Annotated in this window: 16 protein-coding genes; 12 read left to right on the forward strand and 4 right to left on the reverse strand. The window is 62.3% G+C overall.

Annotation, left to right across the window (positions count from 1 at the left end; all coding sequences use genetic code 11):
• The first annotated feature begins 6 nt into the window (after nucleotides 1–6).
• From H145_RS19355 to H145_RS0100890, 12 genes are all read left to right on the forward strand, one after another.
• Nucleotides 7–2,457 carry a GumC family protein gene (locus H145_RS19355; protein WP_019946235.1) on the forward strand — a complete coding sequence of 817 codons (2,451 nt, stop codon included), beginning with the start codon at nucleotides 7–9 and terminating at the stop codon, nucleotides 2,455–2,457.
• Between the two features lie 14 nt (nucleotides 2,458–2,471).
• The gene (locus H145_RS0100840) at nucleotides 2,472–3,233 is read left to right on the forward strand and encodes a tyrosine-protein phosphatase (protein WP_019946236.1); all 762 of its coding nucleotides are present in this window, start codon (nucleotides 2,472–2,474) and stop codon (nucleotides 3,231–3,233) included.
• 132 nt (nucleotides 3,234–3,365) lie between these two features.
• Nucleotides 3,366–4,361: an NAD-dependent epimerase/dehydratase family protein gene (locus H145_RS0100845; RefSeq protein WP_019946237.1), complete on the forward strand. Its 996-nt coding sequence runs from the start codon at nucleotides 3,366–3,368 to the stop codon at nucleotides 4,359–4,361.
• 318 nt (nucleotides 4,362–4,679) lie between these two features.
• Nucleotides 4,680–6,077: a tetratricopeptide repeat protein gene (locus H145_RS0100850; RefSeq protein WP_019946238.1), complete on the forward strand. Its 1,398-nt coding sequence runs from the start codon at nucleotides 4,680–4,682 to the stop codon at nucleotides 6,075–6,077.
• A 202-nt stretch (nucleotides 6,078–6,279) separates the two neighbouring features.
• Nucleotides 6,280–7,113, forward strand: a complete 834-nt coding sequence (locus H145_RS0100855; RefSeq protein WP_019946239.1) for a phosphosulfolactate synthase — start codon at nucleotides 6,280–6,282, stop codon at nucleotides 7,111–7,113.
• Nucleotides 7,114–7,336: 223 nt separating this feature from the next.
• A complete protein-coding gene (locus tag H145_RS0100860) occupies nucleotides 7,337–8,674 on the forward strand; it encodes a PQQ-dependent sugar dehydrogenase (RefSeq protein ID WP_019946240.1) in 1,338 nt (445 codons plus the stop codon).
• Between the two features lie 213 nt (nucleotides 8,675–8,887).
• Complete coding sequence (locus H145_RS19360; RefSeq protein ID WP_019946241.1) at nucleotides 8,888–9,559, forward strand: spermidine synthase; 672 nt, start codon at nucleotides 8,888–8,890, stop codon at nucleotides 9,557–9,559.
• 75 nt (nucleotides 9,560–9,634) lie between these two features.
• Nucleotides 9,635–10,291, forward strand: a complete 657-nt coding sequence (locus tag H145_RS0100870) for a DedA family protein (protein ID WP_019946242.1) — start codon at nucleotides 9,635–9,637, stop codon at nucleotides 10,289–10,291.
• Between the two features lie 104 nt (nucleotides 10,292–10,395).
• The gene (locus H145_RS0100875; protein ID WP_019946243.1) at nucleotides 10,396–11,145 is read left to right on the forward strand and encodes a shikimate dehydrogenase family protein; all 750 of its coding nucleotides are present in this window, start codon (nucleotides 10,396–10,398) and stop codon (nucleotides 11,143–11,145) included.
• 171 nt (nucleotides 11,146–11,316) lie between these two features.
• The gene (locus H145_RS0100880) at nucleotides 11,317–11,697 is read left to right on the forward strand and encodes a hypothetical protein (RefSeq protein WP_157540922.1); all 381 of its coding nucleotides are present in this window, start codon (nucleotides 11,317–11,319) and stop codon (nucleotides 11,695–11,697) included.
• Between the two features lie 195 nt (nucleotides 11,698–11,892).
• Nucleotides 11,893–12,945 (forward strand): sensor histidine kinase, encoded by a 1,053-nt coding sequence (locus H145_RS19365; RefSeq protein WP_240471640.1) that lies wholly within the window; start codon nucleotides 11,893–11,895, stop codon nucleotides 12,943–12,945.
• Between the two features lie 125 nt (nucleotides 12,946–13,070).
• Complete coding sequence (locus H145_RS0100890; RefSeq protein ID WP_019946246.1) at nucleotides 13,071–13,823, forward strand: LytR/AlgR family response regulator transcription factor; 753 nt, start codon at nucleotides 13,071–13,073, stop codon at nucleotides 13,821–13,823.
• A 30-nt stretch (nucleotides 13,824–13,853) separates the two neighbouring features.
• Here the strand turns inward: H145_RS0100890 and H145_RS0100895 are convergent, their stop codons facing one another.
• From H145_RS0100895 to H145_RS0100910, 4 genes are all read right to left on the reverse strand, one after another.
• Nucleotides 13,854–14,816, reverse strand: coding sequence for a hypothetical protein (locus H145_RS0100895; protein ID WP_019946247.1), 963 nt, complete (start codon nucleotides 14,814–14,816; stop codon nucleotides 13,854–13,856).
• 146 nt (nucleotides 14,817–14,962) lie between these two features.
• A complete protein-coding gene (locus H145_RS0100900) occupies nucleotides 14,963–17,539 on the reverse strand; it encodes a TonB-dependent receptor domain-containing protein (protein WP_019946248.1) in 2,577 nt (858 codons plus the stop codon).
• Between the two features lie 92 nt (nucleotides 17,540–17,631).
• The gene (locus H145_RS0100905; RefSeq protein WP_019946249.1) at nucleotides 17,632–18,444 is read right to left on the reverse strand and encodes an ABC transporter permease; all 813 of its coding nucleotides are present in this window, start codon (nucleotides 18,442–18,444) and stop codon (nucleotides 17,632–17,634) included.
• Nucleotides 18,445–18,532: 88 nt separating this feature from the next.
• Nucleotides 18,533–19,459, reverse strand: coding sequence for an ABC transporter ATP-binding protein (locus tag H145_RS0100910; protein WP_033425707.1), 927 nt, complete (start codon nucleotides 19,457–19,459; stop codon nucleotides 18,533–18,535).
• Between the last annotated feature and the right edge of the window lie 42 nt (nucleotides 19,460–19,501).

Here is a 19,501-nt window from a genome sequence, read left to right on the forward strand (position 1 = left end):
ACGTGAATGGCAGCTAAGGAAGACGCGGAACTGGAAGAACTGATCCGCAACGCCGGTGGAGAACCCGAGGAGGAAGATGACGGCGGCGGGTTGGACCTGACAACGCTGCTGACGGTGGCCCGACGCAGCCTGCCCTGGATGCTACTGCTGATAGCGCTGGGCCTGACGGCCTCGTGGCTGTTTATGCGCTACACGCCGCCACTATACAAGTCCACTTCTACGCTTAAGATTGACGAAAAAACGGAGGCTGGCGTACTGGGTCTGGGCGGTTTGGGCGGCGCCGTAGAGCAGAAACAAAGTCTTACCAAGCTATCGGGCGAAGTCGAGCTCATTAAGTCCGACATCATTTATAGCCGCCTCAATGACTCGCTGGCCCTCGACGTAAATTATTACGTGCAGGGAACGGTACTGGAAACTGAAATCTACGGGGCTTCGCCTTTCGAAGTGACCTACGAAGCCACGGCCGATGCCGTCTTCGACCAGAAGATTGGCTTACGCTTTCTCTCGCCAACCACTTTTGAGCTGATTTTGCCCGAAGCCTTGGGGGGCACTGAACAGCAGCAGGTAATCGGCCAGCCCTTTACCGCGGCTGGCTTCCGGCTAACAGTACGGCAAACCCGGGATTTTAACCCGGCGGCTCTCGACGGGCAGTATTCGTTCCTTATTAATAGTCCAGGGGCTCTCAGCAATTACTTCAACACCAACCTGCTGGTTGACATTGTCAACCTAGATGCTAACACCATCAGTATATCTTTCACTGACCACAACCGGGCCAAGGCGCGCGACATTGTGGATGCGGTGGATGCCGTGTACTTAGAAGAAAAGCTGGCCCGCAAACGTGAGCAGGCTGCTAGTGCGCTTCGCTACATCAACGATCAGTTGGGCACCAACAACCAAAGCCTCAGCCAGGCCGAAGAGAACATGGAGGCCTTCGTGAAACGCACCGGCTCCTACGATGTGAAGGGCGAAGTATCCCAACTGACGGGCCTGCTTCAGACCTTGGAGGAAGAGCGGGCCAAGCTGCAGCAACAGAGCGAGATGATGAACGATGTGGGCCAGTTGCTGGACCGGGAACAGCTCACAACCCGCGCCGACGGCGACGTAATGCAAAGCATTCCGGCGCTGGCTGAAGTGAAGGATGCCCAGCTCGTACAACGCATCACCGAACTGAGCGACGCCCAACTCGACCTGAAACGGGCGCTGCTTTCGTATCAGCCAGGCGCCACGTTGGCTATGCAGGCCAAAGAGCAATATATTACTGATATCAAGAAGGTAATACGGCAGCTCCTGCGCAAAAACCAGCAACTGATTCGGGCGCAGGAGGCAAAGCTGCTGGGTAAGCGGGCTGAGCTGGAGTCCAAGCTGCGAGGCCTGCCGGACAAGTACACTGAGCAGGCCCGGCTCCAACGGCCACTGGAACTGTACGAGAAGTACAACTTGATGATGCTCGATAAGCGAATCGAGTTTGGTATTTCGATGGCCGGCGCCACGGCTGACTTTCAGGTGCTCTCCCCCGCCTCTCCGGCCGTGCCGATTTCACCGGTGAAGCTGATTGTGTACGCCATCGGGTTGGCGGCCGGCATCGTGCTGGGGCTGGGGCTGGTGGCCGTGCGTTACCTGCTGCACAATACTGTGACCAACATCCGGGAACTGGAGCGCAACACCCACGCGCCGGTGCTGGGCGTGATTCCGACTTACGACAAAGAGAAAATGGCCGTCTCGAAGCTGGTAGTCGACCGCAACCCCAAGTCGGCCTTGTCGGAATCCATCCGCTCAATTCGGACCAACCTCGAATTTATGGCTACTTCTAGAAAGAAGCGGCTGATTTCGGTCACGTCTACTATTAGTGGCGAGGGCAAAACTTTTGTGACGGTAAACTTGGCCGGTATTATTGCGGCTTCTGACCAGCGCGTAGTTATTCTCGACCTCGACATGCGCAAGCCCAAAGTGCATCTGGCTTTCGACTCGGAGAATACCAAGGGCATCAGTACTATTCTGATTGAAAAGCATACCTGGCAGGAATGCGTGCAGCACACTAGTCTGCCAACGCTCGACTTTATTTCGGCCGGCCCGACGCCACCCAACCCGTCAGAGCTTATTCTGAGCGGCACCTTCGACCCGCTGATTGCCGAGTTGCACCAGCATTACGATGTCATTATTATCGATACCCCACCGGTAGGGCTGGTGACCGATGGTATCCTGATTATGCGCAAGGCCGATGTTCCGATTTACATTGTACGCGCGAACTACTCCAAGAAGTCGTTCCTCAAGAACATCAATAAGCTCATGCGCACCAACGGCTTTACCAAGCTGACGACCATCCTCAACGATGCCCAGACCACCAGCGGCTACGGGTATGGCTACGGGTATGGTTACGGCTACGGGCAGGGCTACTACGATGAGGGCGACGCGCCGAAAGGCGGTCTGCTGAGCCGGATTCGGCAGCGCGTTTCTTAACCTGACCTAGCGCTATGTCGATTTTCAGTAAGCTGTTCGGCTCTTCTGCGCCGGCCCTGCCGGCTGCCTCGCTGGCCTTACTGGAAACCGATATGCACTCGCACCTGCTGCCGGGTCTCGATGATGGCGCCGAAACGTTGGAGCATTCGTTGGAACTGCTGCGGCAACTGCAGGCTTTTGGTTACCGCAAGCTGATTTTGACGCCCCACATTATGGGCGACTTCTACCGCAATACGCCCGAGGGTATCAGGGGGGCGTTGGCGGCCCTGAAAACGGCCGCGGCGGCGGCTGGTATTACGGGTCTGGAACTGGACTGCGCCGCGGAATACTACCTCGACGAAAGCTTCGGCCGACGCCTGGAGCAGCAGGAACCACTGCTGACGTTTGGCGGCGAGCGGCAGCTGGTGCTGTTCGAAACGTCCTACATCAACGAGCCTTTCAACCTGAGCGAAACGGTGTTTAACCTGCAGGCGGCGGGCTACCAGCCGGTGCTGGCCCACCCCGAGCGCTACACCTACCTCTACGGCCGCTTTGAGGAGTTGGAGCGGCTGCGCGAGCAGGGCGTGCTGCTACAGGTAAACCTGAACTCGTTGAGCGGCTACTACTCGGGCGGCGCCAAGCGGGTGGCCGAAAAGCTCATTGACGGAGGCCTCGTGGATTTGCTGGGTTCCGACACTCACCACGTCAAGCACCTCGACACGCTGCGCACCAAAACGCTGACTTCCCCCTACCTGGCCAAAGCCCTGGCTCTGCCTCTGCTCAACAACACGTTATGATTATAGTGCCTGGTTGATTGTGCTTAGTGCTTAGGGCGTTCTACGACCAGCTGCGAAGCAGTACACCGTTGCCTCATCAAAACCAGACTCCAATAACTAAGCACAATCAACTAAGCTCTAAGCACCAAACAAATGATTCTGGTAACCGGCGGCACGGGGTTAGTGGGCAGCTTTCTGCTGACGGAGCTGGCGCGGCGCGGGCAGCCGGTGCGCGCTATTTACCGGGGCGAGGCGCCGCCTGTGGTAACCGGGGCCGAAGCCGTGGAATGGGTGCCGGGCGATGTGCGCGATGGGCTGGGGTTGCGAGCGGCGCTACAGGACGTAACGTACGTTTTCCACTGCGCCGGGCTGGTGTCGTATGCGCCGCAGGATGAGGAGGAGTTGCTGCGGGTGAATGTGGAGGGCACGGCCAACGTGGTGGACGCCTGCCTGGAGCGGCCCGGCATCCGGCTGGGCTACGTGTCGTCGGTGGCGGCGCTGGGGGGCGGTGCGGCGGCCGCGGCCCGCGAGCTGCCCACGAGCGTACCGCTGCGCATCGATGAGCAGGCGCAGTGGGATTTGGGGGCCGAGCACAACGCCTACGCCACGTCCAAATACCTGGCCGAGCTGGAAGTGTGGCGAGGCATATCGGAGGGCCTGCGGGCGGTGGTGGTGAACCCCTCGGTGGTGCTGGGGCCGGCCGACTGGGACCGGAGCAGCACCCGCCTGTTCCGCTACGCCCACAACGAGCACCGCTTCTACACGCCGTCCAGCCTCAACCTGGTCGATGTGCGCGACGTGGCCGAAATGCTGGCCCAGCTCACCCTCGACACCGACCAGAGCGGCGAGCGGTACGTGCTGAATGCCGGCCGCTGGCCGCTGGCCGAGGTGCTGGGTTTGATGGCGGCCTGCTTCGGCAAAAAGCCGCCTACGGTGGCCGTGCCGGGCTGGGCGGCCGAAACTATCTGGCGCCTTGAGCATGTTCGGAGCCTGCTGACCGGCGCCCGCCCGCTCATCACCCGCGACACGGCCCGTGCCGGCCGCCGGCCCATCGAGTACCCGGCCGATAAAGTCTGCCGCGAATTGGGCCGCCAGTTCCGACCTTTGCCGGAAACTATCCGCTGGTGCTGCCGGGAATTGGTGAAATAGTGAGTTGGTGAAATGGTGAGTTGACGTTATAGGGTCCTACCTGGACTACTGGCGCCGTTACGCCGTTTGCGCCAGCAGGAAGCCAGCACATCAACTCACCATTTCACCAGTTCACCAACTCACCTTTGGGTGCGGTTGTTGTATATTGAATGCAGGGCCTACGGCGCCCGCAAGCAACTGTCGTTGGTGCTGGGGCTGCCTTTTTGGCGCTTCTGCCCCATGAGAGCGGTAGCCGTAGCCTGACAATTGACGTAGTAAATAAAGCTAACCGCTGACGGCTTCTAGCTAACAGCTCCTCATATTAGCTGACGCATGAGAATGAACGAGAACTTTGAAGACCGGGACGAAGTGCTGGCAACCGTGCGCCGCTTTGAGGACATGGTAGACCGCAACGAGCCCGTATTTTTTGACCTGGCCGATTTTGAGAACATCATCGACCACTACACTTCCAACACCCAGTACGACCGCGCTTTGCAGGCCTGCGAGGCCGCTATTACCCAGTACCCGTTCAGCACCGAGCTGCTGATTGACCGCTCGCAGGTGCTGGCCATGAAGGGCGAGTACGCCGCCGCCAGCACCCAGATTGAGGACGTGGCCCACCTCGACCCGACCAACCCCGATGTGGCCGTTACGCGCGGCATCATCGCCACCCAGAAAGGTGAGTTTGCCGAGGCCGTGGCGTTTTTTCTGCAAGCGGTAGAGACGACCGAGGACCGCGACGACATCTTTTTCAACCTCGGGCTGGCCTACCAGAGCTGGCAGAAATACAAGAGCGCCGCCAAGTACTACAAGCAGAGCCTGCGCCTCAACCCCGACAACGACGTGGCCGTGCAGGAGCTGCTGTATTGCCTGGAGGTGAGCGAGCGGCTGGAGAACAACCTCGAATTCTTCCGCCGCTTCACCGACGACGATCCGTACTCGGCGCTGGCCTGGTACAACCTGGGGCAGGCGTATTTCCGGGCCGATAAGGTCGATGACGCCATCAGCGCCTTCGAGTACGCCATCCTGATTGACGCGCAGTACTACGACGCCCACGGCTACCTGGCCAGCTGTTACGTAACGCTGGAGCGCTACCGGGCGGCCATTACCGAGTTCGAGTTGAGCTACGCCGAGGGCCTGCCCACGGCCGAGGCGCTGTGCAACATCGGCGAGTGCCACGAGAAGCTGGCCGAGTGGGATTTGGCCCGTCGCTTCTACCAGAAGGCCATCGACCTCGACCCTACTATGGACGAGGCTTGGTTTGGCATCGGCATCATCATGCAGGCCCAGGAGAAGTATTTTGAAGCCATTCACTTCTTCCGCAAGGCTGTGAGCCTGTACGAAGAAAGCGTGGAGTACTGGCTGGCGCTGGCCGCCGCCGAGTACCAGATTGGCAACCTCGCCTCGGCCATTGAAGCCTACGAGAAGGCCACCGAAACCGGCCCCGACAACAAGGACGGCTGGCTGAACTGGAGCATTCTGCTTTATGAGCAGGGCAACTTCGATGGCGCCATCGACCTGATGCGCACGGCCCTCGAAATCAGCCCGGTGGAGGCCGAGCTGCACTACCGGCTGTGCGCCTACCTGCTGGCCGCCGGCCGCTACCGCGAGGCCTACCAGACGCTGGAGCAGGCGCTTACCCTCGATTTCGCCAAGCACCGGCTGCTGTTCGACTACTTCCCCGAGCTGGAGTCGCAGCAGGCCCTGGCCCGCCTGATTGACCAGTACCGCAAGTAGTATTTTAAGAACCTATCTGTCATCCTGAGCGGAGCGAAGGACCTATACAGAAGCCAACCAGTTAGGTATAGCTGCTGTATGGGTCCTTCGCTCCGCTCAGAATGACAGATGGTTTTAGCCTAGCCGCGCAATTCCCAATCCGGCCGTACTTTTGCCCCGCTGGCATCCAGCGTCCAACCTTTCAGCCCCCAGACTCTACCCGATGAATTACTCCCTCAGCCAGCTGCCCGAGCGCACGACCAAACCCCGCGAACAAGGTTTTACGATGGTGATGGACAAGGGCCTGAGCGTGCGCGAGGTGGAGGATTTCCTGGAAGTAGGCGCCGACTACACCGACATCGTGAAGCTGGGCTGGGCGACTTCCTACGTGGCCCCCAACCTCAAGCGCAAGCTGGCCGTGTACAAGGAAGCCGGTATTCCGGTGTACTTCGGCGGCACGCTGTTCGAGGCCTTTATCATCCGCAATCAGTTCGAAGACTACCAGCGCCTGCTCGACACGTTCGGCATGGAGTACGCCGAGGTGTCGGACGGCTCGCTCGACCTCAACCACGACAAAAAGCTGGAGTTTATCCGCACGCTTTCAAGCCAGGTACAGGTTTTGAGCGAGGTGGGCTCGAAGGATGCCGAGAAAATCATTCCGCCCTACAAGTGGATTTCGCAGATGAAAACGGAGCTGGAAGCCGGCGCCGTGAAGGTGATTGGCGAGGCCCGCGAGGCCGGCAACGTGGGTTTGTTCCGTAGCACCGGCGAGGTGCGCTCGGGCCTGGTAGAGGAAATCCTGACCCAGATTCCGTTCGAGAAAATCATCTGGGAAGCCCCCCAGAAAGCCCAGCAGGTGTGGTTTATCAAGCTGCTGGGGGCCAATGTGAACCTGGGCAACATCGCGCCCAACGAAATCATCAGCCTCGAAACCATCCGCCTGGGCTTGCGCGGCGACACGTTCTCCGACTTCCTCGATATGAGCCAGATTGACGAGATGTTCCGGCCCGAGCCCAAGGCCCCCGGCCGCCCCGGCACCTCCATGCCGCGCGGCTAGCAGGCACTCCCCGTCGCCGACGGGCTATTATCGTTCAGGGCCGCGCACGTATTGCGCGGCCTTTTGCGTTGGGTTGATTGGGGCTGGCCGGACGGGCTGGCCCGAAGCTTGCGGCGCACAGCCCCCGTGGGGCCCTAACCCCGGCCGCCATAAATCAGTTAAAGTAGAATAGACCGGCCGAATAGTAGTTTGGCCCCGGATTATTCAGCAATTTTACCCCTATATGACCCGTATTTCTTCTCTTTTCGCGGCGGCCGCGCTGCTACTGACGGCGGCCTGCGGTGGCCCGACCAAACAGGAAAAAACCGAGGCGGCCGTGCTTACGCCCGCCGACACCGTGGCCACCGACATTGACTCGCTGGCGCTGCCCGAGCCCTACGCCACCAAATCGGTAACCAAGCGCAGCAAAATAGTGGAGTGGCCCCAGGCCACGATGCCCACCGTGCCGGCCGGTTTTCTGGTAACGCAGTACGCCGCCGACCTCGAAAGCCCGCGCAACATGTACGTGCTGCCCAACGGCGACGTGCTGGTGGCCGAGTCCAACACCGTGCCCACCGGCCCCAAGGAAGAAGTGGCCGCCGCCCTCAAACTCGACCCGTCGAAGTCGCTGCGGCCCACCAGCGCCAACCGTATTACGCTGCTGCGCGATGAGCGGCAGGTGGCCCGCCCCGATACGCGCACCGTGTTTCTCGACAGCCTCAACCAGCCTTTCGGCATGCTGCTGCTGGGCGGCTACTTCTACGTAGCCAACACCGACGGCGTGTGGCGCTACCCCTACGTGGGCGGCCAGACCTCGATTACGGCCAAAGGCCAGAAGATTCTCGACCTGCCCGCCGGCGGCTACAACAACCACTGGACCCGCAACCTGGTGGCCAGCCCCGACGGCCGCAAGATTTACGTGTCGGTGGGTTCGGCCTCGAACGTGGGCGAACACGGCATGAAGGAGGAAGTGCGCCGGGCCAACATCATCGAAATAAACCCCGACGGCACCGGCGAGCGGATTTACGCCAGCGGCCTGCGCAACCCCGTGGGTATGGACTGGGCGCCCGGCACCAACGTGCTCTGGACGGCCGTGAATGAGCGCGACGAGTTGGGCGATGAGCTGGTGCCCGACTATCTGACCAGCGTGCGAGAAGGCGGCTTCTACGGCTGGCCCTACTCCTACTACGGCCAGCACGTCGACCCGCGCCGCAAGGGCGAGAAGCCCGAGTTGGTGAAAACGGCCATCGTGCCCGACGTGCCGCTGGGCGCCCACACGGCCTCGCTGGGCCTAGCTTTTTATACCGCCGACAAGTTTCCGGAGCGCTACCGCAACGGCGCCTTCATCGGGCAGCATGGCTCCTGGAACCGCTCCGAGTTTTCGGGCTACAAGGTGGTGTTTGTGCCCTTCCGCAACGGTAAGCCCGCCGGCCAGCCCGAAGATTTCCTGACCGGCTTTATTGCCAACGCCGAGAAGAACGAGGTGTACGGCCGCCCGGTGGGCGTAACGGTGCTGCCCACCGGCGCCATGCTGGTAGCCGACGACGCGGCCGGCAAAATCTGGCGCATCGCCGCGCAGTAACTGCGCAGTAGCCGCCGCGCTGGCTCCGTAGGCCGGCAGAAACCTCCCGTCGTTTTTCCAAAACCTCCCGATGTTTTGCCCATGACATCGGGAGGTTTTGGAAAAACGACGGGAGGTTTTACTTTCCGGGTTGCAGCAGGCCACCAGCGTGCCCGGCTCCGGTGCCTTGCTGTAACCCGGCTTCCGCTTCATTACCACGCAACTTCCCAACCGATGCCCGACTGGCTGACTGCCGCCCGCCACCTGCTGAGCTACCTGCTGCCGCTCAGGCGGCGGGTGCCCTCGGCCTACAGCGGCTGGCTCGAAGTGGTTACCTGGCGCGGCTACAAGGTGCTCAACACGGCCTCGGCCAATTACAGCTACGGCTCGCTGCAGCGGGTTTTGCGCTACGGGCTGCGGTTTGTGCCGGTGCTCGATGCCACGGCGCCGGTGCTGGTGCTGGGTTTGGGCGGCGGCTCGGTGCTGCCGCTGTTGCGCCGCGAGCAGGGCCGCATTGGCCCCATCACGGCCATCGAGCTCGACCCGGCCGTGCTTCGGGTGGCCGCCGACGAGTTCGGCGTGCAGCCCGCGCCGGACCTGGCGCTGGTGTGCGCCGATGCCTTCGCCTGGTTGCCAACGGCCCCCGCCGCTTATTTCGAAGTGGTGGTCGTGGACCTGTTTCTGGACCTGACGCTGCCCGCCGAGCTGGGCGGGGCGGCTTTCTGGCAGCAGCTGCACCGGGTGCTGCGGCCCGGCGGCAGGGCGCTGTGCAACCTGCTGGTTACGGCCCAGCTGTGGCCCGATGGCCAGCCGCTGCCCGAGTTTCTGGAAGCGCTGGGCTTTGCGGTGCAGGATATAGAGGTGGAGCAGCTCAACCGCCTGCTGGTTCTGCAGCGCCCGGCCTGAGCCGGCCCCGGCTGGCTGCCTTGCCGGCGGCCGATTGGCCGTAACTCGCTTACTTTGCAGGTTCAACCCCTTCTTATGGAAATCCTGCAGCACCTCATCGACTTTGTTCTCCACCTTGATAAGCACCTGGGTGAAATTGTCAGGGACTATGGCATCTGGACCTACGCCATCCTGTTCCTGATAATTTTTGTGGAAACCGGCGTAGTGGTGCTGCCCTTTCTGCCCGGCGACTCGCTGCTGTTTGCCGCGGGCGCCACGGCCGCTTTGCCCGGCTCGCCGCTCAATGTGTGGCTGCTGATGGGCCTGCTGATTGTGGCCGCCGTGCTCGGCGACGCGCTCAACTACCACATCGGCGACTACCTGGGGCCGCGGGTGTTCCGCGAAAACTCGCGCTTCCTGAAGCGGGCGCACCTCGAGCGCACGCAGGCTTTCTACGAGAAGCACGGGGCCAAAACCATCATCCTGGCCCGGTTTATCCCGATTGTGCGCACGTTTGCGCCGTTCGTAGCCGGCGTGGGCACCATGCATTACAGCAAGTTTCTGTCATACAACCTGGTGGGTGCGGTGCTGTGGGTGGTGTCGCTCACGGGGGCGGGCTACTTCTTCGGGTTGATTCCGGTGGTGCAGAAAAACTTTTCGTTGGTCGTGCTGGCCATCATTGTGCTGTCGGTGCTGCCCGTGGTGTGGGAGTTCGGCAAGGCGCGCTTCAGCAAAAAGCAGCCCGTGGCCTAGTCGGCGGCGCTTAGCCGGCCAAAACAAACTGGCAACAACCGCCGGCCCCGCAAGGAAAGCCGGCGGTTTTTTTGTTGCTTACCACCTGAAACTGCCCGCGTGTTATGCTCGAATTCGGATTGCTCGGCCGCTCCCTGAAGCACTCGTTCTCCCAAACCTATTTCAGCCAGAAATTCCACAATCTGGGCCTGACCAACCACCGCTACGAGCTGTTCGAGCTGGCCAGCATCAGCGAGCTGCCGGCGCTGCTGGCGGCCCACCCGCAGCTGCGCGGCCTCAACGTCACGATTCCGTACAAGGAGCAAATCTGGCCCTTCCTGAACGAGGTGGCGCCCTCGGCCGCGCGGGTGGGCGCCGTGAACGTGGTCGAGTTCCGGGCCGATGGCCGGCTGGTGGGCCACAACACCGATTACGTAGGTTTCCGCGAGTCGCTGCGGGCCTGGCTGCCGGCGCCGCTACCGGCCGGGCTGCGGGCGCTGGTGCTGGGCAGCGGCGGGGCCGCCAAGGCCGTAGAGGTGGCCCTGCGCGAGCTGGGCATCGGTTTCTGGACGGTTTCGCGCAACCCGCTGGGGCCGGGCCTCACCTACGACGAGCTGAGCCCGCGCCTGCTGAACGACCACCGCCTGCTCATCAACGCCACGCCCCTGGGTACCTTCCCCAACATAGCCGACTGCCCGCCGCTGCCCTACGAGGCCCTCACGCCCCAACACTATTTGCACGACTTGGTATATAATCCGGCCGAAACCGAGTTCATGCGCCGCGGGCTGGCGGCTGGCGCGCAGGTAAAAAACGGTTTCGACATGCTTTGCCGCCAGGCCGAAGCCGCCTGGAATATCTGGCATCCGGCGAGCTAAAAGGCCTTTAGCCGGCGCCAGGCCATACGTTTGTTTGCTTGGCGGCACCAAAGCAGAGCGGTAGTAAAGCACCAAAGTATTAGTACAATTATATAGTGAAATTTCCCCATTATATGCAGAATCTAAGGGAATAGTGGTAGATTGCCTAGCAATTTTACCATAGCCCCACCTATGACTCCTGAAGAACGCCTAGACCAGCTAGAGCCTTTGCTTTCGGAAACCACCTCTATTCTCGACCGTCATACGGCCCAACTGCGCCAGCACGCCGTTTTGCTCCGGCAACTGGTACAGGCCACCGAAACCAACACCCACCTGCTGCAGCAGTTGCGCGACCAGCAGGCCGGTTGCCAGGAGCAACTCACCCAACTCAGCGAAACCCTGTCGCAGTCCCCGGCCACCTCGGCCAGCCAGCCTGCGTACACCGGCGAGCCGGCCCAGCAGCTGCAGGAGCTGGAAATCCGCTTTGAGGCCATGAGCAGCCAGCTGGAAGGGCTGGGGAGCAAGATGGATTTGATCCTGACCAAGCTCATCCGGGTGTACATCAACAATTAGCTGCGGGCGGCAACTGGTAGCGGCTCAATCTGGGTTGGTTGAGGCGGGCGCGGGTACTGGTTGAAAAGTTACGCCCAAGCGCCCGGCATTGGCTATTTTGCCGGCTCATCAAGCCCCCACCCCCTGCCGCCGCCCCGCCTTGCCCCTGCCGCCCTGCGCCCGCGCCTACCCGCTTGGCTGCGGCAGTTGCCCTGGGTGCACCTGGGCTGGGCGGGCCTGCTGCTCTACATCGACTGGCAAAACTGGCTGCTGCGCCAGGGCGTGCTGGTGCCGCAGCAGCAAGACAACTTCTGGCCCCTGGCCCTGCTGGCCGACCTGCTCGACTCGGCCCTGTTCTACTTCAACTGGCTGCTGATGCCCCGGCTGTTCCGGCGTGGGCGGCTGGGCACATACCTGGGGCTGCTGGGGCTGGGGCTGCTGGCGTTCTGCGGGCTGCGCATCGGCGTCAGTTACGGGTTCGATGAGGTGCGGGTGCAGGGCCAGTCGCAGCCGCTGGGCTACTACGTGCAGGTGCTGCAGGCCTACTACCTGCTGCTGGGCGGGCTGATTCTGCTGCTGAGCTTCTTTGTGCGGCTGGCTGGCGACTACTGGCGCGAGCTGCGCCACCGCCGCGCCCTGGAGCAGCAGCACCTGCGCACCGAGCTGGCCCTGCTGAAAAACCAGCTGCACCCGCACTTCCTGTTCAACACGCTCAACAACATCTACTCGCTCACGCTGCACGCCTCGCCCCAGGCCCCCGAAGCAGTGCTGCGTCTGGCCGAGCTGATGCGCTACCAGCTCTACGACAGCGCCGACGACCTCGTGCCGCTGGCCCGCGAAATCGGCCACCTCCAGAGTTTCCTCACGCTCCAGCAGCTACGCCTGCCCACCGCGGGCGGAGAAGCCGGCGCCCACGAGGCCGACGAAGCCATCGACTTCCGCCTGCTGCTGCCGCCCGATGCCGGCCAGCTGCTGCTGCCGCCCATGCTGCTGCTGCCGCTGGTCGAAAACGCCTTCAAGCACGGCGACCTCACGGCCCGGCCCCACGTGGTGCGCCTCGTGCTGCAACTGGCCCCCGCCGACGGGCAGCTGCACTTCACAGTGCGCAACCGCATCTCGCCCGATGCAGCCCCGCCCGGCGGCGTAGGGCTGGCCAACCTGCGCCGCCGGCTGGAGCTGCTCTACCCTGGCCGGCACGCGCTGGTAGTTACCGCCAACGCGGAGGAGTACGCGGTGCGCCTGACGGTACCGGTAGCGGTGAAATGGTGAGGTGGTGAAATGGTGAGTTGCCGTTCAACGGTCCTCACTACACTATGCACAACACCCACGCTGTCTGCGCCTTTCGCGTCACCCAAACGTCAACTCACCACCTCACCACCTCACCATTTCACCTCATGGAAACCCGCCGCCCATTGAACTGCATCGTGGTAGATGACGAGCCGCTGGCGCGCAAGGTACTGGCCGATTTCTGCGGGCAGGTGCCGTTTCTGGCGTTGCAGGGGCAGTTTGGCGACGCGCTGGCGGCGGCGGCCTTCCTGCAGGATAATCCGGTGGACGTCGTGTTCCTCGACATTCAGATGCCGCGCCTGACGGGGCTGCAGCTGGCGCAGCTGCTACCCGCGGGCGGCCCGCGCATCATCTTCACCACCGCCCACCCCGACTATGCCGTGCAGAGCTACGAGCTGCCGGCGCTGGATTACCTGCTCAAGCCCATTTCCTTCGAGCGGTTCGTGCAGGCCGCCCATCGCGCCCGCGCCGCCCTGCTGCCGCCCGCCCCTACGAGCACCGCCCCACCCGAAGCCCCCACCGATTCGGCCGCTGCCGATGAGGCGCTGTTTGTGCGCCACGACAGCCGGTTGCGCCGGGTGCTGGTGGATGATATTTACTACGTGGAGGGCCAGAAGGAGTACCTGATGTATTACACGGCCACCGGCAAGCTGCTCATTCTGCAGTCGTTTCGCAAGCTCGAAGAGCAGCTGCCGGCCGGCCGCTTTGTGCGCATCCACAAGTCCTACCTTATCAACCTGCGCCACCTCGAATTCGTGGAGCGCCACCGCGTGCAGGTCCATGGCACGCCGCTGCCCATTGGCGAAACCTACCGCGAAGGGCTGCTGGAAGTGCTGCGCTACCACGGGAAGTTCGGGTGATGTGGGTGAGAACCTTGGGGCACCGGCCAGCTACTTTACTACGCCGAACCGGTGGTTTTTAAAATCAAGCACCACCACGTTGTTTTGGAATAAGGCGTTACCAGTAATACCTTCCACCTTTGCGGCTTTAAGAAACGCTAACTGGCGCTGGTCGCGCGTGAACCAAGCTCTGGCTGGTGGCAACTGGTGTGTGCCTAGGTACACCTGCGACTGCATAGGGGAGGCATAGAACGATACCTGCTTACCCCAGGAGTTTACTGTCAGCGTGTCGGTTGGCGGTCCCGGTTGCGCTAGTTCGCGCCAGGTTTGCTCATCGCTCGTAAAGGAGAATAAGCTAGACCCCGTATCAAACAGTACCCAGTGCGTTTGCCGCCCGATGGTCAGGGGGATGTGCATACGATTGTTGCTAACCCGACTCGTCACAAAGGTGGTTTTCGCCTGCCAGTAAGCATCCACTGAATTGAGCACGCACATCCGTTGCTGCGGGTAGTCGATGACGAGCACTTTGCCCGCTACAAAATCGCCCCCAATAGTGCCAACGGACTTCGGCGACTTGGTGTGCAGCGAATCAACCGGCACTTCGTCTCCATAGCCCTCCATAAACAGCGGCCGGGCAACCTGCGCGGGGCCAAAAGCTATGGGTAAACCAACGGTACCATAGTTACGGATGCCCGAGTCGCTCATCCCACTGCGAGTGGTATCAAGATGAGTGTATAGCTGGGCGCGGGTGGGAAAATAGTTCTTCAGGGCGTTGCCGTATAGCAGGGTTTCATCACTACCCAAATCGAACTGCGCGATGAAATTACCCTGCAAAGCCTGGATTTTAACGGGTATAAAAATGGCCGCCTTGTACTCCTTGCCTTTGATTTTGGCTATGTGCCACTCGAACGAAAACCAGGGATAAGCTGGAGTTGGTGGAGCCAAGGAACGCGGCGTCGCGCAGGCGCTTAACAAGGCAACAGTGATAATCAGCAGCCGAACAGATACTTTCATGTGCTAAATATACCTACTCTGACTTACGATAAAAGCAGCCCGGGAATTCCACCTCGCTTCACGCTGAAGTAGTATTCCCGGGCTGCTTTTATCAACTGGCGACGATGTTAAGCTCCTACGGGGAGCTTTCTGTCTTGACTTCAGGGCTAATTCCCCTGCTGGCCGCCTTGCTGGCCGTCGCCACCGCTCTTGGTATCGTCGTTCTGGATGCCGCGGCGGCGCTTGGGGGGCTGGTTCGTGACCTTGCCGAAGCGGTAGTTGAACGCCAGGCGCACGCCGCGCAGGTAGAGGTAGTTGTTGCTTTCCTGGCGGAACTGGTCGGTTTCGAGGGTGCTGCGCAGGTTGCGGGTAGACGAGAAGAAGTTGTCGGCGTTCAGCGTCAGGTCGGCTTTGTCCTTGAGCAGGCTCTTGCGCAGGCCCAGCGAGTAGTAGGTCCAGGCGGCCTGCTTGCCCTGCAGCTGCACCCGCGGCGAGTTGAGGCCGCCGTAGAATTGCAGGCTCAGGTCCTTGTTGAATTTGTAGCTCGAATTCAGGTTCAGGTTGTACTGCACGCCGCTGTTGTTGAAGCCCAGGCCGGCGCTCTTGAGCGAGACGTAGTACACGTTCACGTTGCCGCTCACGCTCCAGTCTTTCAGCGGCTTCACCGAGCCAAACACGCTGCCGCCGTAGGTGGCGTTGCGGCCGATGTTGCGGAACGTCTGGTTGTTGATGCCCAGCGTATCCACGTAGCGGTAGCTCTCGATGGCGTTGCCGGTGCGGCGCACGTAGGCGCTGAAATTCAGCACCGAGCCCTTCACGAACGTCGTGTAGTTCAGCTCGTAGCTGTCGGTGAGTTCGGGCCGCAGCTCGGGGTTGCCGAAGCTGACGTTGAGCGTATCGGAGGTGTTGCGGAAGGGATTGAGGTAGAAAATCTGGGGGCGCTGGATGCGGCGCGAGTAGGCCAGCCGCACCGATTCGCCGGGTTTCTTCTCGTTTTTGGGCTGGAAGTTCAGGCTCAGGTTGGGCAGCACGTCGGTGTAGTTCTGGCTTACCCCTTCTAATTCACCCGCGCTTCCCTGGCGCTCCTCGAAGCGGCCCTTCACGCGGGTGTTCTCCACCCGGGCTCCCAGCTTGAAACTCAGCTTTTTCGAGGTTGCAAAGCCGTAGCTCGCGTAGCCAGCCAGCACGTCCTGGTCGTAATCAAACTGATTGGAGCGGGCCGGGTTGAACACCGGGTCGATAACCGTTAGGCTAGGGCTGTTGGCCACGTCGTAGACGCTGCTCACGCGGCGAAGAATGGCTTTGGCGCCGGCTTCGAGCGAGTTGGTGGCCGAAAACGGCTGGGCGTAGTCGGTTTGCAGAGTGGTTTCGAGGTTGCGCGAGAGGTTGTTGCTGGCCTCGCGGTAGTCCTTGGCCTCGTTGGCCGTAGTATTGCCCCGAAACTGGTCGAGGTTGTAGTCCTGCACATTACGGTTGCGCGTGTGCTGGCCCAGCACGCTCCACTCGCGGCCCTTCTGCCCATCAAACGTGCGGGTGTAGCCGCCGTTGATGTCGTAGCTCTGGGTGCGGAACTTGCGGTCGGTGTCGCGGGTGAACTCGCTGGGCTCCGGCAGCAGCGCGTTGTTGTACTGCGCGTAGTTGCCGCTGTTGCGGAACAGGCTGCCCTGCACGTTCAGCAGCAGGTTGTGGAACGGGGCGGGGTCGTAATCGAGCCCCAGCCGGCCGAAACCACCGCCGCCCAGCGTGTTGCCGTCGCCCTGCTGAAGCACAGCCAGCTGCTCGTTGCCGTTGCCGTCCTTCAGGGTGCGCGACAGGTCGTTGCGGTTGGGGCTGTAGAACATAAAGCCGCTCAGCGAGCTGTTGATGCCGATTTTGCCCTTGCGGTAGTTGAGCGAGCCGTTGGCGTTGGAGCTGCGGTTGCCGCCGGCCAACCCCACCGAGCCGTTGGCGCCCTGCAGGTTGTTCTTCTTGAGGATGATGTTGATGATACCGCCCGTGCCTTCGGCGTCGTACTTGGCCGAAGGCGTCGTAATCACCTCCACGCTCTTAATCTGGTCGGCCGGAATCTGCTTGAGCGCGTCGGCCACGCTGGTGGCCACGATGGACGAGGGCTTGTTGTCGATGAGCACCCGGATGTTGCTGGAGCCGCGCAGCTGCAGGCCGCCGTCGGGATCCACGCTCAGCAGTGGCACCTTGCGCAGCACGTCGGCCGCCGTGCCGCCGCTGTTGGTGATGTCCTTCTCGGCGTTGTACACGATGCGGTCGGGCTTGGTTTCGATGACGTCCCGCTCGCCGGTCACGGTCACCTCGCCCAGCTTCTGGGCCGTCGATTCGAGCCGCACCGTGGACACCGTCGTCAGGCCGCCGCTTACCGTTACGGTCACCGTCTGGGGCGCGTAGCCGATAAAGCTGATTTGCAGCCGGAACTGGCCCTCGGCCAGCCCTTTCAGCGCAAACCGGCCCTTCTCGTCGCACACGGTGCCATCGAGCGGCGTGGCGCCACTCAGCGGCAGCAGGGCCACGGTGGCAAACTCGACGGGCTTTTTGGTGGTGGCATCGAGCACGGTGCCTTCGAGGCGGCCGGTGCCTTTGGCGGCGGGCAGTACCGGCAGTACCGGCCGGGTGGGCGCGGCGGCGGGCGGGGCACCGGCGGGCCGCTGCCCGGCGGGCGGGCCGGTTTGGGCCAGGGCCGGGGCAGTTAGCAGCGTGGCCGTCAGCAGGGTCAGCGGAGTAGCGAATTTCATGAGATAAGGCGGTTAGGCGCCAATAGAGGGAAAAAGGAATGCAAAGTTGCTTCTGAACTTATGTTTAACGGTTGGGCTACCACGGATAAATGTCAGTCGGTAACCGGGCGGCGCAGCAGCAGCGCGTAGCCCACCAGCACCGCCAGCGCAAACCAGCCCAGCGAGTACCATTCGGCCGGCGAAAGCGCCGCGGCTACGTGTAGCTGCGCGTCGCCTTTCAGCAGGCCCAGTACGCGGGTGGGGGCGGCGTAGGGCACCAGGTCGATGTGCTCCCAGCGCAGCAGCGTCAGGGCCGACACAATGCCGGCTATGCCCACCGCCAGCGGCCCCACGAAGCCCCGGAACGCCAGCGCCAGCGCGTATTGAATCCCCAGAACGCCGAGCGTCGCCACGTAGGTGTGCCCCAGCAGCCGCAACACCGGCGGCAGGCTGATGCTGTGGCTTTGAAAGCCCAAATCAGGTTTCAGCCAACCCAGTAGCACCCCAGCCGCCAGCAGCAGGCCCACATACATCACCTGGGCCACCGCGTTCAACCCCAGCAGCAGCAGCAGCTTGCTGCTGAACACGGAGCCCCGGCTTAACGGCTGCGCCAGCAGCTGCCGCCAGCCGCCGCGGTTCTCCAGGTTCACCACCAGCCCGCTCAGCAGCACCAGAAACATGGGCAGCAGCAGCACCGAGGCCGTTTGCCAGCTCATGCCGATGTACTGCGGCCACGGGTTGTCGCCGGCCTTCACAATGAATTGCCCTTTGAAGTAGAAAATGAGCAGGTTCAGCAGCACCGGCAGCGCCCCGCCGCCCAGCGCCAGCCACAGTGCGGCGGTGCGGCGCAGTTTCAGCGTATCGGCGGCCAAAGCGCGGCCAAACTGGGTAAGCGGGCCGGGGGCAACGGGCAGGGCGTATTCCATGGGTGGTTTGGTGAGGTGGTTTGGTGATTTGGTGAGGTGGTTTGGTGGAGATGAATGTTGTTTGTCAAATCACCAAACCGTCAAATCACTAAACCACCGCTTCAGTGAGGTGGAGGAAGGTGTCTTCGAGGTTGGGCTGCTCCTGGCGCAGCTCGTACAGCGGCTGGCCGGCCGCTACCAGCCCGGCGGCCAGCTCGGCGGCGTGGGCGCGGCTCAGCCAGGGCAGGCGCAACGTGCCGGGCGTAGCCACCGTGGCGCCGGCCAGCAGCTCAGGCAGCAGCAGGCGGCAGGCGGCGGCGTTTTCGGTTTCGAGCACCAGCTGGGCGCGGCCGGTTTGCAGGCGCTGCAAGTCGGGCAGGCTGCCCTGGAACACCAGCCGGCCCGCCTGCAGCACGCCCACGTGGGTTACCGTTTTCTCGATTTCGCTGATGAGGTGACTGCTGACGACGATGGTTTTGCCGTGCTCGTGGCCCAGGCGCCGCAGCAGGGCGCGCATCTCGATGATGCCCGTGGGGTCGAGGCCGTTGGTGGGCTCGTCGAGTAGCAGCAGGTCGGGGTCGGGCAGCAAAGCCAGGGCCAGGCCGAGACGCTGGCGCATACCCAGCGAGTACTCGCGGGCTGGCCGGTGGGCGTCGGCCGTGAGGCCCACCAGGGCCAGCACTTCGGCCGTGCGGTGGGCCGGCACACCCCGCAATCGGCGGATGGCCTCCACGTTTTCGCGGCCCGTGAGGTGGTCGTAGAGCGAGGGGCTTTCGATGAGCGCGCCCACCCGGCCCAGCAGCGCCACCCGGTGCCGGGCCAAGTCGTGCCCGAACAGCTGCACTGTGCCGCTGGCGGGCCGCAGCAGCCCCAGCAGCAGCCGCATGGTGGTGCTTTTGCCGGCCCCGTTCGGCCCCAGAAACCCGTAGATGCTGCCCGGCTCCACCCGCAGGTTCAGCGTGTGCAGAATGGGGCGTTTGCCGAAGCCGAAGTTCAGGTCGTGGGTTTCGAGCAACGGGGCGGTAGAGGCAGACATAGTGCAGGGACTGAGCGGGGCGAAGCGAAGAGAACTGCGGCA

The organism is Hymenobacter aerophilus DSM 13606 (assembly GCF_000382225.1).
GTDB classification, from domain to species: Bacteria; Bacteroidota; Bacteroidia; order Cytophagales; family Hymenobacteraceae; genus Hymenobacter; species Hymenobacter aerophilus.